The following is a 15,797-nucleotide window of genomic DNA, read 5'->3' as shown; positions in this document are numbered from 1 at the left end:
AAGCAACTCAAGCAACTCAAGCAACTCAAGCAACTCAAGCAACTCAAGCAACTCAAGCAACTCAAGCAACTCAAGCAACTCAAGCAACTCAAGCAACTCAAGCAACTCAAGCAACTCAAGCAACTCAGGCAACTCAGGCAACTCAGGCAGCCCCGGCCGACGACCCCGCGCCGCCCGCCGCCGCCGCGGAGCGCCGATGCTAGACCAGGCCGCGGGTTTCAACGACGTCGCGGGTACGCTGCGGCCGCTGCTCTACGTGATGCCGCGCCTGTTGCCGATCATGTTCGTCGTGCCGGTATTCAACGAGCAGATCATCACGGGGCTCGTGCGCAACGGGATCGCCGTCGTGATCGCCGCGTTCGTCGCGCCGGCGATCGACGCCGCGCAGGTGGCCGCGCTGCCGTTCCTGATGTGGTGCCTGCTCGTCGCGAAGGAGGCGGTGGTCGGCATGCTGCTCGCGGGCGCGTTCAGCGCGGTGCTGTTCGCGATCCAGGGCGTCGGCTACCTGATCGACTTCCAGACCGGCAGCGGCAGCGCCGCGTTCTTCGATCCGATGGGCGGGCACGAGGGCGGCCCGACGTCGGGCTTCCTCAATTTCGTCGCGATCGCGCTGTTCGTCACGGCCGGCGGCCTGCAGGTGCTCGTGCAACTGTTCGCGCAGTCGTACGCGTGGTGGCCGATCGGCTCGCTCGGCCCGGATTTCTCGTCGATGCTGCAGACCTTCGTCGTGCGGCAGACCGATACGATCTTCGAATGGATGGTGAAGCTCGCCGCGCCGGTGACGATCGTGCTGGTGCTTGTCGAGCTCGGCATCGGCCTCGTCGGGCGCGCGGTGCCGCAGCTCAACATCTTCGTGTTCTCGCAGCCGCTGAAGAGCGCGCTCGCGCTGCTGATGATGGTGCTGTTCCTGCCGGTGGTGTACGCGTCGCTGCATTCGCTGCTGAGCCCCGACAGCGGGCTGATGGCGCTGCTGCGCGCGCTGTTCGCCGCGCACGGCGGCGCGTGAGCGCGCGACGGAGCCGACATGGCCGAAAAGGACCAGAAGCCGACCGAGAAGCGCCTGCGCGAGGCGCGCGAGAAAGGCGATGTGCCGAAGAGCGCGGAAACGATTTCGTCGGCGTTCTTCGTCGGCGTATGCGTCGCGCTCGCGGTGGGCATCGGCGCGCTGTTCGCGCGGCTGCAGGCATTGTTCCGGCTCGTGTTCGACGCGACCGGCGCGGCCGACCCGTCCGCGCGGATCGCGGTGCTGATCGACGGCGCCGCGCGCGACTGGGCGACGCTGTCCGCGCAGATCGTCGCGGCCGGGCTGCTGGCCGGCCTGCTCGCGGGCTTCGTGCAGGTCGGCGGCGTGATGGCGTGGAGCCGCCTCGTGCCGCAACTGTCGCGGCTCAATCCGGCCGAAGGGCTGAAGAACATGTGGTCGATGCGCAACCTCGTCAATCTCGCGAAGATGCTGCTGAAGACGGTGCTGCTCGCCGCAACGCTCGGCTGGCTGATCGTCGAGTCGCTCGACCCGTCGGTGCAATCGGGTTTCACGCGGCCGATGTCGATCCTCGCGCTGATCGTGAAGCTGCTGATGATGCTGTTCGGCTGGGCCGCGCTGATCTACATCGTGATGGCGCTGATCGACATCGTGCATCAGCGCCACGAGTTCAACCAGAAGATGAAGATGTCGATCGACGAAGTGCGGCGCGAGCACAAGGAGGACGAGGGCGATCCGCACATCGAGGCGAAGCGCCGGCAGCTTGCGCGCGAAGCGCAGTTCGCGTCGCTGCCCGACCGGATCGGGTTCGCGTCGGTGGTCGTCTATTCGCCGCGCGTCGCGGTCGCGCTCTATTACGGCGGGATCGGCACGCTGCCGTGGGTGCTCGCGCGCGGCGAAGGCGAGGCGGCCGAGCGGATCGTGCGGCACGCGCGCGACGCGCTGCGCCCGACGCTCGCGAACGTCGGGCTCGCGCAGGCGCTGTACGAGACGACACCCGAGAACGGCACGATCCAGCAGCAGCATTTCCGCGAGGTCGCGCAGTTGCTGAAATGGGCGACCGGCGCGACTTGACGTACGCCGCGGCGGGCCGCGACAGGTGTGGCGGCATGCTGCCCCCTTTTTGCTCGGCCCACGTGCCTGCGCGACCCTCCGTTCCGTTTCGATATGGCCCTTTGCGCGATCATGCGCGCGTGGCGCTTGACGTCATTTTTTTTCCGGTCGTGGCCGGAATTCATCGGTGAATTATTGCTGATTTATTTCTTCGTAAGATGGCTCGATCGTCACGCCTGACGGCGGGCCGCGAGGTTGCGCCATGCGTGACGGAACAGGTCAACAGGGGCAGACAAATCAAATGTGCGGAATCGACGGCTTTCTGAATAGCGTCGCCTGCGATGAGGAGACAGCGCGCGGCACGCTCGCGCGAATGACGGCGAGCCTCGCGCATCGCGGGCCGGACGGGCAGGGCATCTGGGTCGACCCGGAAGCCGGCATCGCACTCGGCCACCGGCGGCTTGCGATCGTCGACCTGTCGGTGCATGGCCGACAGCCGATGGCATCCGCGTGCGGCCGCTACGTCATGGTCTTCAACGGCGAAATCTACAACCATCGCGAACTGCGCGCGGAGCTCGAGCGCGCGGGTCGCGCACCGGCGTGGCGCGGCCACTCCGACAGCGAGGTACTGATCGCGGCGATCGTCGCGTGGGGTGTCGAGGCGACGCTGCGGCGCGCGACCGGCATGTTCGCGTTCGCGCTGTGGAATCGCGAGTCGCGGGTGCTGACGCTCGCGCGCGACCGGATCGGCGAGAAGCCGCTCTACTACGGCCGGATCGGCGACGCACTCGTGTTCGCGTCGGAGCTGAAGGCGCTGCGCGGTTATCCGGGTTTCGACGGCACGGTCGACCGCGACGCGCTGTGCCTGTATCTGCGCCAGTCGAGCGTGCCCGCGCCGTACACGATCTATCGCGGCATCCGCAAGCTGCCGCCCGGCACCTACATCCAGTTCGAGCATGCGCGCGACACGCCGCGCGTGCGCGCGTACTGGACGCTCGAACAGGCGATCGAAAGCGGCCGCGAGCAGCCGTTCGAGGGCAGTGCCGACGAGGCCGTCGGCCAGCTCGACGCGATCCTGCGCCAGGCCGTCGCGCGGCAGATGGAAGCCGACGTGCCGCTCGGCGCGTTCCTGTCGGGCGGCGTCGATTCGTCGGCGATCGTCGCGCTGATGCAGGCGCAATCGGCGACGCCGGTCGACACGTTTACGATCGGCTTCCATGAAGCCGGCTACGACGAAGCCGGTTACGCGAAGGCCGTCGCGCGCCATCTCGGCACGCGGCATACCGAGCTTTACGTGACCGCCGACCATGCGCTCGGCGTCGTGCCGAAGCTGCCGTCGATCTACGACGAGCCGTTCGCCGATGCATCGCAGATCCCGACCTTTCTCGTGTCGGAGCTGACGCGCCGGCATGTGAAGGTGAGCCTGTCCGGCGACGGCGGCGACGAGCTGTTCGGCGGCTATACGCGCTACTTCCTGACGCCGCGCCTGTGGCGCAAGCTGCATCGCGTGCCGGCAGCCGTGCGCGCGCGGATCGCCGCCGCGCTGCATGCGTTGCGGCCCGATCACGCGGACCAGCTCGCGGCCGTCGCGCAGGGCGCGTGGGGCGGCGTGGAGGCGCGCGAATCGGCGTCGCGCATCGGCGACCGCCTGCACAAGCTCGGCCACGTGATGACGGCCGAGAGCCGCATCGGCCTGTACCGGCTGCTGATGTCGTCGGTGCATCATCCCGAGCGCATCGCACTGTCGGGGCAGGAGCCGCCGACGCCGCTCGACACGGTGTCCGCGTGGCCCGCGCACCTGAGCTTCGCCGAGCAGGCGATGGCGATCGATACGCTCACGTATTTGCCGACCGACATTCTCGCGAAGGTCGACCGCGCGGCGATGGCCGTGAGCCTCGAGACGCGCATGCCGTTCCTCGACCATCACGTCGTCGAATTCGCGTGGCGCGTGCCGGCGTCGGTGCGCTTGCCGGAAGGGCAGTCGAAGGCGCTGCTGCGCCGGCTGCTCGACCAGTACGTGCCGTCCGCGTTGATCGACCGGCCGAAGCAGGGCTTCTGCGCGCCCGTCGATCACTGGCTGCGCGGCTCGCTGCGCGACTGGGCCGAGGCGCTGCTGCGGCCGTCGCGGTTGCGCGAGGAGGGTTTCTTCGACGCGGCCGCGGTCGAGCGCCTGTGGCGGCAGCACCAGACGGGCCGGATGAACTGGCAGCACCCGTTGTGGACGGTGCTGATGTTCCAGGCGTGGCTGGAGGCGCAGCGGGCGGGGTGACGGAATCGTCACGCCCGCCGTCCATGGTGCGCGGGCCGACCGTCATCCGACGACTAACGGCGTGCCGATCGCCAGTTGACCGGGATCGCGCGCCGCCGACGGATTGAGCTGCAGGATTTCGTTCAGCGCGCGCGCATCCTGTTCGCCGGGCGTCATCGCCTGCTGATCGGCGCGCGACACGTGCGCGGCGTCGAGCAGCGACTGGCGATTCCGGCTTGCGATCACCCACAGCGAATCGCCGTCGACGACGATGTAGGGCTGCGGGGCGTTCGACGGCGACGGCGGGTTCGATGGCGTGCCTTGCGACGGTTGCGGCTGCGACGGCGAGGCGCTCGCCGAAGGCGACGGCGAGGCGCTTGGCGACGCACTCGGTGACGCACTTGGCGAAGCACTTGGCGATGCGCCCGGCGCGACGTTCGACTGCGACGATCCGCCGCCGAAAATCCAGTTGAACACGCCCCCGATCACGGGCGCGATGCCGATGACGAACTTGTAGCCGAATGCGGCGACCGGAATCATGACCACCGCGGTCGGGATCTTCTTGACGAAAGGCGTCGCGTTCGGGAAGTGCGTATTGAGCCGGCCGGCGAGCAGCAGCGCGGTCATGGAGCCGGTCGCGAACGCAAGATCGTATTGGCCCTTGCCCAATTGGGACGCGGTCGTGAATCCACCGAGCGCGACCGACGCGAAGTCGCCCGTCGAATCGAGCAGGCGCACGACACGGCTGCGTTTGTCCGCGTTCACGCGCCGCGACACCATCAGGAGCGACGCACCGGCGTAGGCGGTGCCGAGCACGCCGCCGACGATGGCTGTCGAGCCGGCCGTGACGTCGAACCAGGCATGCGCGCCGTGCGCTTCGGCGATCTTGAGAATGCCGCTCGCGACCGCCGCAACCGACGCGACCGCCGTGCCCGCGCGCCCCGTGATACCCAGCAGGCTGCGCGGATTGCCCGCGTGCAGCTGCTGAAGCGACGTGCCGCCGACGAATCCCTGCATTTGCGTGAGCACGTCGTCGGCGAGCGCCGTGATGTTCGTTTTGGCATCGTCGAAGCTCATCGTCCCGTGCCGGTATTGCTCGACGTATTGCGTCGCCTTCGCTTGCGCGTGGCGCACCGCGGCCTCGAGCTGGCGAAGCCGATGTTCGCCGTAGTCGTGCGTCGTCGAGTTGAATTGACGGGCGAGCGTGGCGCCGAGGTGCGTGATGGCCGCCACCGCGGCCTTCGGATCGCCCGACTGCAGGCTGCGGATCGCGCCCTGATGCATCACCTGGAACACGCGTCCGAGCCGCGACGCGAGCAGAAACGACGACGCCGTGTTACCCAGCGCGGTCGTGTCCAGCCAGTGGACCGCAACGCCCAGGCCGATCAGGCCGGACGTGCCGAGGACGGCCCCGCTCGCGATCTTCGCCTTGCGCATGTCGGACGGGTCTTTCGACAGTCGGTGCACGCGCAGCGCGTTGAGCCGTGCGCTGGCCTCGTCCATCGTGGCGCTCGGCATTTCGGGCTGCGCGATGGCCTTGCGCGCGGCGCCGATCGGTAGCGACGCGTCATACTGCAGCGCTTTCTGGCCGGTGACGTTCTTCCAGTACACGCGGCTGTCGGCCGCCGATATCGATGCAAGCGACGGTCGCTCGGGAACGCCGTCGCGATGGCTGTCGAGCCATTTCTTGCCGGCCTCATGAGCCCGCTTCGCGAGCCGGTTGTGGGGCGCCTTGCTGTTCCATCGCGTTTGCGCCGTCTCGTTCGTCGCCCGGCGTGCCTGATTCAGCAGCGTCGACGTGTTGCCTTCGTACAGCGCGTCGCGTAATTCCGCGATCTCGGCGTCGGACATCTTGTGCGCCTTTTTCGCGATGCGCTCGATTTCCGAGAACAGGAATCGCTGCTGGTTCGCGAAATCCTGCGCGCCGACCGGTTCGAACACGCGCGTCAGCGCATCGCCTCCGTGCAGTCTCGCGAATTTTTCGGGCGCATTCTTCTGATAGTCGGCGATCTTCGCCGCCAGGGCGCGCGTCAGATCCGCATTCGCGATGAAGTCGTCGCCGTGCGTGCCCCACGACAGGCCGAGATGCACCCAGTCGAGCTGCTTGCGGTCCAGGATTGCGTCGAGCAATGCGACGTGGCCTTCGCCCGGCACAGGCTCGAGCACGGCGTCCGAACCGTGGAAGGTCAGCAGCACGAGCGGTGAGGGTTTGCCGCCGTTCTGCGCCGCCCATGTTTCGAGCGCCTCGCCGATGCGCCGCATTTCCGCGTAGCCGTTGTTCGTGCCGGCCATCGCATGGCCGTCTTCCAGCGACACACGGGGCCGCGACGGTGCAGCTTCGATGCGCAGCAGGAAGCCGTATTCCGAGGCCGCCGTGAGCCACTTGTGCAAGTGGGCGAGATCGTCGAGTTCGAGCGTGTGCTGCGTGCCGTCGGCGTCCGTACGCGTGAGCGTCGCCGTATCGTCGTCGTAACGCGCGCCGGACGGATCGCCGAAGCGTTTGGCGCGCTGGATGAACCCCGGATCCTGCAGGGCGCCCATCGCGGCGGCGAGCGAATACGGATCGACCTGCAGCGCGACGGCCGGTAGTGCGCCGCCATACCGCTTGATGTAGCGCTTCATCTGCTCGGGATCGTCGCGCAGCGAGAACGAGCGCGACATCGGGACGAAGCGGTCGGCGAGATCGGTCAGCTTGGCCCGCATGGCCAGCGTCACGTATCGCCTGATCAGCTTTCTGTCCGTGCTGCGCGCCGCGCCGATCCACTGCGCACCCCGCATGAACAGATTGCGCTGCGCGGGGGCGCGGGTGAAAGCGCCGTGCGGGTGCAGGCTCGATGCCTCGCGCCACATGTGCAGCGTCCCGAAGATCTTCTTCGCCAGTACGGCATCGGCGAGGATGGCCTTCGGCGGGTCGGTGAACGTGAGGCCGTTGCCTTCCTTGCGCCCCACGTCGCGCTTGCCCCATTCGGTGAGGCGCTCGAGCGTCGACGCGAAATCGGCGATCTTCGCGTTGCCGAAGCGCGTGACCGATTCGACGATCGTGCCCGATACGTACGCCGGCTGGAACGGTTCGAGCGCGATCGGTTTCGGGGGCGGCGCGGCGGGCGGCCTGGCCGGTGCGACGGCGGCCGGCTGCGTTCGCTGGGCGCCGCGCGCGGCATGCCTGCCTTTGCGACCTTTTCGGCCGGCCTTGCCGCCGTTGCCCGCTTGCGTGCCTTTGCCGCTTTGGCTCGCAGCGGGCGGCGCGGCCGCCGCCGCCGGCTGCGCGGCTTGCAGCGCGGCCGCCTTGAGCGCGGCGGCACGCGGCTCGAACACGTCGGGGGCGAGCCTCGAAAGCAGGAAATGCTGATTGCCGCCATACGGCCCGCGGCCGATCGTCGCCCGCTCCAGCGGCAGGCCGGGGTTGTCCGGATCGCGGAACTGGCCGACGTCGTCGTACCAGCGCACCGTGCCGTTCTCCACCGCGATGAGGCCGGTCAGCGACCCGGTCAGCACATCGGTGACCGTGCCTTCGTGGTCGTACACGTACACGTAGTGACCGTCGGGGATTTTGCCCATCTCGAGCGCGGTGAACAGTTCGCTCGCGTGCTGCGCGTTGAAGTCGAGCGCGCTGTCCGCGGTCGTCGGCAGCAGGTGCGGCACGCCCGCATCCGCTGCCGCGCGGTTCTCGTGCCGCAGCGACGGGCGCGTCCATCCGAGCGTGCGCTGGACATACGCGTCCGGCTTCGACCACGGTATCTTCGGGTTGTCGAGCGGGCGGCGCATCTTGGCCGGCGCGAAGCCGCCATAGCTTTCGACGACGTCGTGCGCGACCTTCGCGACGACGAAATGCACGCCGCGGCGCCCGCCGGGCAATACGCGGAAGCGACGCCGGAACGCGACGGCGAGGTCGCGCGATTCGATCGTGGCATCGCCGAGCGACGTCGTTTCGACGTATGTCCATTTCCCGGCGCCATCGCGCGTCGCGTAGCCGAGCACCGTGCCGGTCTTGCGTTCGACCGCATAGACCGTCGTCCCCGCGCCGGGATCGTGTCGTGCCGCCGGTTTCGGTCGCAGGAAGCGCGGCGCGCCATCGAGCTTGTTCACGTTTTCGACGACCTCCGCGTCGACCCCCGTGTCCGACGGCTCGACATCCCATGCGCGGCGTTCGCCGAAGTACGCGTTGATCCGTGCGGCGCCGCCGAACTTGCGCAACTCGGCGAGCGTGACGGGCGACACGTAGTAATCGTAATTCCCGCGGCCCGCGGCGCCTTTGTCCTTCAGTGCAAGAAAGGCGTGCTGCAACAGGTTCGGATCGATATCGGCCGATGCGGCCTCTTTGTCGACGAACTTGCCGTGTGCGTTCGTCTGGAAGCTCGCGATGAATTCGGGCTGCGGATGGATCGCATCGAGCCGGTCGGCGGGGCGGTCGGTGCGCAGTGCGATCAGCATGTGCGCGTCGGTGCCGAACGCTGCCTTCATCGCATCGATGCTGTCGAGCTGGTCGCCGTCGATGCGGATCAGGTCGCGCTTGCCGTGCGTCGCGAGCAGATCGAGCGCGCGCTGTTCGCGCTTGGCGGCCTTGCGGGCGGCGAGCCCGCGCGCCGGCCGATGCTGCGGCAGCGACGCCGGGGCTGCCATTTCGCGCGGCACGCCGCCGGCTTGCATGTGTGCGATCTGGCTCGCGTAGTAGTCGCGATAGGTCGCGTAGCCGGGCACCGACGGTTCGGCGTCGCCGAACGCGTCCGCGAGCCGGCGCAGGCCGGCTTCGTCGCCGGGCATCACGCGGTCGGCTTCGCGCGCGATCGCGTCGGGCAGGAGGACATCCTTCGAGATGTCGATGCCCATGTCGTCGATGAGCTCGCGGCGCACCGCGAACGCGTTCGCCTGCGCACGCGCTTCGGCCATCAGCGCGCGGTCGACCGGCGTATCGGTCGACGCGTGGTCGAGCAGGCGTCCGGCGATCGCTTCGACCGCATGCTGTGCTTCGTGCGCGAGCGCATACACGAGCGTACCGGTGTGGCGCAGCCGGCCGTCGAGCACGATGCGCTGCTTGTCCGTATCGATTCGGCTGCCGCGCCCGGGCCGGCCGACCACGACCTTCCAGCCGGCAGCCTGCGCCTGCGCGATCTGTCCGCTCAGCAGCGTCGAGCGGTCGACGAGCGCGAGCGCTTCCTTCGACAGCGGCGCGCCGCCGAACCGCACCCGGATCCGCGTGATGACGGACGGCTTCTGAACGAACGCATCGGGCGGCAGCGTGTCGGCGATGACCGGGCGCGCGACGGCGATATCGCCCTGTTCGAGGCCGTGCGTGAGCAGCCGTTCGAGTTCGGTGAGTTTCTCGAGCGTCGTCAGGTGTTCGATCGGGTCGCGCGAGACCGGGCCGGGATCGCTCAGCAGGAAGTCGCCCTTGCGCGTAAAGATGCCCTGAAGGTCGAACGCGAGGCCTTCGCGTTCGACGACCGTGCGAATCTTCCGGACGTGTTCCAGCGCGGCCCGCGTGACGACGCGTGGCAGCGTGCCGGTCGCGGCCATCGTGTGCGTATGCAGGACGCCGAGCGGGCGGTACAGCACGCCGACGCGGCCGAGCACCGAGAACGGGCCGCTCATCGTGACCGTTTGCAATCCGTACGAACGCAGATCGTCGAGCGCGAGCCGTTCGTCGACCGCCGCGCGCACGTGACCGGATTCCGGGTGTGCGTGGCGATCGTAGATGCCGAGCGCGGCGTCGTCGCCGAGTGCGAATACGGTTTTTTCGCCGCCGGCGCCGAGCAGTTCGCCGGCTTCGTGCGCGATGTCGATACGCGCGTCGCGGTCGCCGTGCGCATAGACGCCGAGCGGGTCCGCGTTCAGCGGGCCGAGATCGTGCGGCGCGGCGGGCGCCGGATCGAGGCGATGGAATGTGCCGGTATCGAGCAGCGCGCCGTGCGCACCGACCGCCTCCGCGGGTGCGGCAAACACGGGCCGTTGCCACAGGTTCGCGAGCCGCGCCGCATGCGCGGCGCCGTCGTGCTTCGCGGCGAGCACGATCGCATAGCCTTCCGGCACCACGAACGGCGGCGCCATCTCGAGCATGTATTCGTGCGCGCTGACCGGCTGGCCGTCGACGAGCAAGGTGCCGTCCGCGCGCGTGTCGGCGTGCAGCACGACCACGCGGCGCCCGGGGTCGATCGTGAAATGACGCGTGCGCGCGGCGGCAAGCTCGGCGGCATCGGGGCGCTCGCCCGCGCGGTACGGCGACGCGATCTCGGCATGCGCGCGACTCCAGGCGACGCGCGCATCGAAGCGGGCGACGCCGCGCGGTGCGGTGCCGGTTTCGTCCATCCGCGGCGCGGGCATCCGGCGCGGCATGCCGCCGCGCCCCTTCTGGCGCGACCAGGCGTCGTTGTAGAACGCGCGATAGGTCGCGCCGTCCGCGCCCGACGTATGCACGCCGCCCAGCGTGCTCGCCAGCCGGTCGACCGTGCCTGCATAGTCGTGCGACCGTCGGCGCCAGTTCGCGCCTTCGCGCGCGATTGCGTCCGGTTGAGCGAGGTGCGCGGCAATGTCGGTGCCGCTTGTCAGCTTGATTTCGTAGCGGGCCTCGAACGCGCTGATCTGCGCGCGTGCCTCGGCCTCGAGCGCCTTGCGCGTGAAGCCGCCGCGCTGCCCGGAGTCGTGGTCCAGCACGCCGGCCATCGCCTCGACGGCCTTGCGCGATTCGCGTGCGAGCACGTACGTGATGCTGCCGGCATCGCGGAGGCCGCCGTCGATCGTCACGCGGCGCTTGCGCGTATCGACGTGGCTGCCGCGGCCGCGTTTGCCGATCGTCACGCGCCAGCCGGCGTCCTGCAGCATGCGCAACTGCGTCGCGAGCGTGCCCGACTGCATCGCGAGCGCCTGTACGGCTTCCGGCAGCGGTGCGCCGCCCAGACGCATCTGCATCCGCGTGATCCAGCCGGGATGCGGAGTGGCGTAATCGGGCGTCGCGGTGCCGGGCGTTTCCGCGGCCGCGGCGTGCTCCGGATCGGCGGTTGGCACCGGCGGGCGTTCGTCACCGGCATGCGTGCGGACGGTCTTGCCGCCCGCGGCTTCGGCGGTCGTCTCGTCGCCCCGGGAGGCGGCGGCCGTCCCGCGATCCGCCGCGGGTTTGGCCGCTGCTTCGGCAACGGCGGGGTGGTCCGGTTTGACCACCACGAGCACGCGGTTCGGCGCGCTGAATATGCCGTCGTGCGCGGTGACAGGTTCGGGCGTCGCGACCGTGCGCGGCACCGCCGGCTCGTTCGGGGCGCGCTTGCCGGCGAGCACGATCACCGTTTCGTCGGGAGCCGCGGGGCGCGACGATGCCGGCGGTGCTTCTTCGGCCGCGGCGGCCGCGGAAGGGCCGCTTTCCGTCGCCACCGTTTCCGGCTCCGGATCGAAGCGCAGCACCCGCGCATCGGCGCGCAACTGTCCATCGGCGCCGAATGCGTCGGGTGCTGCCGCATAGACGGGTTTCTGCCAGCGGTTCGCCAGCTCGGGCGCGAGTGCCGCGTCGTGCTCGCCGGCGACGACGATCACGGGCTCGTCGAGATCCTGCGGACGCGGGGCGGGCGCGCCCGGATCGCGGTTCGCCCCGTTACGCACGAGATAGATCGTGCGCTCGCCGGCCTGCATCGGCTCGACGCTCGGCCCGCGCGGCACCGCGATGCCGGCCGGGTCGGATGTCGCCGGCCGCGTGGCGGGCGCTTCGTCCGTCAGGTCGACGACCCGTACATTGACGCGCGGCGGCGTGCCGTCCGGCTTCGTGCGCGTGCCGGCGCCGGCCGGTTCGTCGATATCGGCGGCGCGCGCAGCGGCGCTGCGGGTGGCCGTCGTGCGGTCCGCGTCGACGTCGTCGTGCTGCCGGTCGGCCTGCGCGCGCGCCTCGCTCGTGCGCTGCGTACTGTGGGCATCGTGGGCCGCATTCGCGCTTTCGCCTTCGGCGGCGGCCTGCCGGACGCGACGCGACTCCCTCGCCGCGGCGTCACGCAACTGGTGGTGCAGGTCCTTGCCCTGGTCGATGACTTCGTCCAGCCTGTCGAGCCGCGACTTCGCGACGATGTTCGACGTCGTTCCGATGGCGCCGTCCGGGCCGAACGTCATGCGCTCGCCGGTGTCCGTCACGCTGTCGACCCGCGTGCCGTGGGACCAGGCCTTCGGTGACGCCGACACGACGGACAGCGTGCCGTCCTGGCCAAGCACCACCGACTTGCCGGGCGGCATCTGCTTGGCCGACGTCTTGTCGAGCACGCGGATCGGCTGGTCTTCGTAGGTCAGCATCTTGTCGCCGACCATCAGTACGCCGTTGGGCGCGACCTTCACGGCCTCGCCGTCGAGCGTCGCGCGCGTGCGGCCGGCCGACAGCGATGCGGCGCCGTCCTTGTTCAGGATTCGCCCGATCGTCTGGTCATCGACCTTGACGACGTTGCCATCCGTCGTGTGCGCGGCAATCGGCCGGCCGGTGCGGGTGCGGATGCCCGTGACCGCGCGTTGCTTCGCGACGCCCGCACCCATCAGCGCGGTATTGATGACGCCGGACTCGAACGCTTCGCCAGCCGCCTTCGTATTGCCGTGCAACAGGTCGACGCCGGATTCGACGAACGCCTCGCCTGCGCCGGCGACGCCGGTCACGAACGCCGTGCGCCCCGCACCCTTGGCGATTACCGATGCGACCTTCGTCGTGACCGCGCGTTCGAACAGCTTCGTGCCTGCGAGTTTCGCGGCGCCGCCGGCAGCCATTGGCACGAGGTTGATGTAGTCGGCGCGGGCGCCGGCGTCGAACGGGCTGATGCTCTGGTCGTGCTCGAAGCGGTTGGCGAGATCGAGGCCCGCCTTCGTCATCGCCGAACCGATCGCCGTGTAGGTCATCCCCGCGCCGATGAGGTTCAGCGGCACGCCGATCGCCGCGCCGATCACCGTGCCGTCGAGCGCCGTGCCGATCACCTCGAGCGCCATCCCGCCGAGCAGCATCCCCATGTTGACGCCGGTGCCCGTGAAGAAATTCAGCGCGGAGTCGAACGGACTGTCGTGGTGCGCGGCTTTCGACACGACCTGCTGCGAGCCGTCCGCGTTGTGGCCGGTCAGGATGTCGACGGTGCCGTCCGACGACAGCTGGTTGCTGTCGAGATAGTCGTTGATGCTGTCGTAGTTGCCGGCCGATTCGTCGATGTAGTGCGTGTTGCCGTCCTTGTCCGTTACCTTGAACAGCGCGCTCGTCGTCGTGCCGGTCTCCTTCGCGGCATACACCATCGGCAGCACGCTGATCTGCGTGTCCTTGCCGCCGCCGACCGACAGCAGCTTGTCGCGCACGGCATTGATCGCCGACAGCTTGTCCTTGTCGACGAAGCGCGCGACCGAATCGTCGGCGGCCGATACGGATTGCGACGACGCGTCGGCCGGCACGTCCGGCTGTTGCCCGAGCGCGATGCCGATCAGGTTGCGCTGCTGGTTGTCGCCGAGCGAGCCGAACGCGATCGTGCCGCCGTTCTGCGTGTTCAGGCTTGCCGCGTCGAGCATCGCGTTCGACATCTCGGTGCGATGCGCTTCGTAGAAGTCGTGCATCGCCTTCTTGTAGTCGTCCGCGGCGTCGGACTTTTCGTCGACATAGCGCAGCCGCTCGTCGAGGCCCGCGTCGAACCGATCGAGCAGCACCTGCTGGCGCGACGTGTCGCTCAGCAGCTTCAGTTGCGAAACGGCGTTCTCCGCCTTCGTGACGGCGGCCCGCGCGTCGTTCAGTTCGGATTGGTACAGGTTCGGGCGATACGACGGCGCCGGCATCACGTCGCCGTCCGGCAAGGTGCGCAGCCGCACCGGCGCCGGGTTGGCGGCGGCCCATTCGTCGTACTGCTTCTGCTTGGCTGCGAGTGCGCTCTTTGCTTGATCGACGTCGTCCTGCGCGTTCTTCAGTGCGACATCGGCTGCACGCGAATTGACGTCGTCCGACAGCCGGTTGCTGGCCATCCGCAGTGCGCCGGCGACCACCTGCAGGCGCGTCGCATCGAGCTGCGTGGGGCCGCTCGGCGCGGCCGGCAACGGCGTCGGCGACCGCGACGGGTCGGTCAGCGGCAGAATCGTCGGCGGCGACGCGGCATTCTTGCCTGCCGGCGCAGGGGGCGCGAAGGCCGTGGGCAGCAACGGGCTCGTGCTCGGTACGACGCCGGCGGCTGTCGACGGCGACGATGCGGGGGCCGGCTGCGCGACGGTCGACGTCAACTGCGGCGGCTGCTGGAAAAACGGCTTCAGCAGCGGCTGCTGCGCCTTCACCTGCGCGCTGATCTTCGACGCCTGATCGTCGTACTGTTGCGCGAGCGTCGCGCCGTACGCGGCGACGAAGCCGTCGTGCGCGATGCTCGCCTGCTGCTTCGCCTCGTAGAGCTTCGCGTACGCGGCGCCGAGATCGAGATCGACCTTCGCGTCGACGGGCGGCCGGTGCGGCTGCTGCGGGTTGTCCTTGTGCCACTTGTCGGATGCCTGCTGGGCGGCCGTGCAGTTGTCCTGTGCGTGGTCGACCTGCTGCTGCGCGGCCAGCATCTGCAGATAGCCGCCGCTTGTGCTTGCCGCCGTCTGCGCGCGCTTGAGCGCGGCGTTGGCGTCCGGTACCGAATTCGGCGCGACGATCACGGTGCCCTGCCTGCCGGCGACCACGTCGAATTTCTGTTGCGCCTGCGCGAGCGCGATGCTGTCGTTGGCTGCGGCGACTGCCGCGTTCGTGTAGTTCGCCGATTTCGCCGCGGCCGTGACGGCCTTTTGCGCGGCGTCCGGCGAATCGGGCGCGTCGGGCAGGTTCACCTGACGATCCTGCTTCTCCAGCTCGGTGTTCAGCCGGCCGATGCCTGCGTCGAGCGCCTCCTTGTAGCCGGGATCGACGAGATACGACTGAAGCTGCGTGCGCGCGAGATACGCGTTCGACAGACCCGAAAAGTATTTCGCGGTACCGGCGGCCGCGTGCGCGTCGGCGCTTCGCCAGTCGTCGTAAAGCTTCGATTGCGCCGGGGTCTTGCAGTCACCCGGCTTCGGCACCCACTTCGGGTCGTTCGCGTGTTCGGGAAACGTGGCCTGCAGCGTCTTGAGCTTCTGGTTGGCCGCATTCTGCGCGTCGCCCGGGTTCGTCACGTTGCCGTCGTCGTCGATCTGGATGCCCGACGGCATATCCGCGTCGGCCTGTTCGCGATACAGGATCATGTAGCCGGCGTCGGTCGTCACGTTGAGCTCGCGCTGCGCGGTGTCGGCCGCCGTGCGCGCTTTCGCGTAATCGGCCTGCGCGGCCTTGCGGGCATCGGGCGTCGATTCGGGATCGCGGTTGACCACGTGCAGCATGTTTTGCGCGCCCTGCAGCGATTTCGACGCGTCGTCGTATTTCGTCTGGGCGTCCTGGATCACCTGCCGCACCGCGCTCGTCATCTTGTTCTCGACGGTGATGTCGGGTGGCGGCGCAGTATATTGCGCCGCCATGCGCTGCATCAGCGATGTTGCGTCGGTGATCTCCGCGTTGGTCGGCTTCGACGGATCGGTGAACGGCGACGCATTGACGGGAAT

General features: G+C 68.9%; 4 protein-coding genes. 3 read left to right on the top strand and 1 reads right to left on the bottom strand.

The window, feature by feature from the left end:
- Positions 1–196: 196 nt before the first annotated feature.
- The 3 genes from sctT to asnB all read left to right on the top strand — a co-directional run bounded on the left by sctT (position 197) and on the right by asnB (position 4,304).
- Positions 197–1,006, top strand: a complete 810-nt coding sequence (gene sctT / locus GD429_RS39135) for a type III secretion system export apparatus subunit SctT (RefSeq protein WP_152865458.1) — start codon at positions 197–199, stop codon at positions 1,004–1,006.
- 18 nt (positions 1,007–1,024) lie between these two features.
- On the top strand, positions 1,025–2,056 hold the full coding sequence (locus GD429_RS39130) for an EscU/YscU/HrcU family type III secretion system export apparatus switch protein (protein ID WP_152865456.1): 1,032 nt from the start codon (positions 1,025–1,027) through the stop codon (positions 2,054–2,056).
- 280 nt (positions 2,057–2,336) lie between these two features.
- The gene (gene asnB / locus GD429_RS39120; RefSeq protein ID WP_152865453.1) at positions 2,337–4,304 is read left to right on the top strand and encodes an asparagine synthase (glutamine-hydrolyzing); all 1,968 of its coding nucleotides are present in this window, start codon (positions 2,337–2,339) and stop codon (positions 4,302–4,304) included.
- 42 nt (positions 4,305–4,346) lie between these two features.
- Here the strand turns inward: asnB and GD429_RS39115 are convergent.
- On the bottom strand, positions 4,347–15,797 hold an 11,451-nt coding region (locus GD429_RS39115; protein WP_152865451.1), incomplete at its 5' end, for an LWXIA domain-containing protein.

It is taken from the genome of Burkholderia sp. BE17 (assembly GCF_009362305.1).
Taxonomy (GTDB): Bacteria; Pseudomonadota; Gammaproteobacteria; order Burkholderiales; family Burkholderiaceae; genus Burkholderia; species Burkholderia pyrrocinia_C.
The sequence above is the reverse complement of the archived record's forward strand: the minus strand, read 5'-3'. Positions and strand labels throughout refer to the sequence as shown.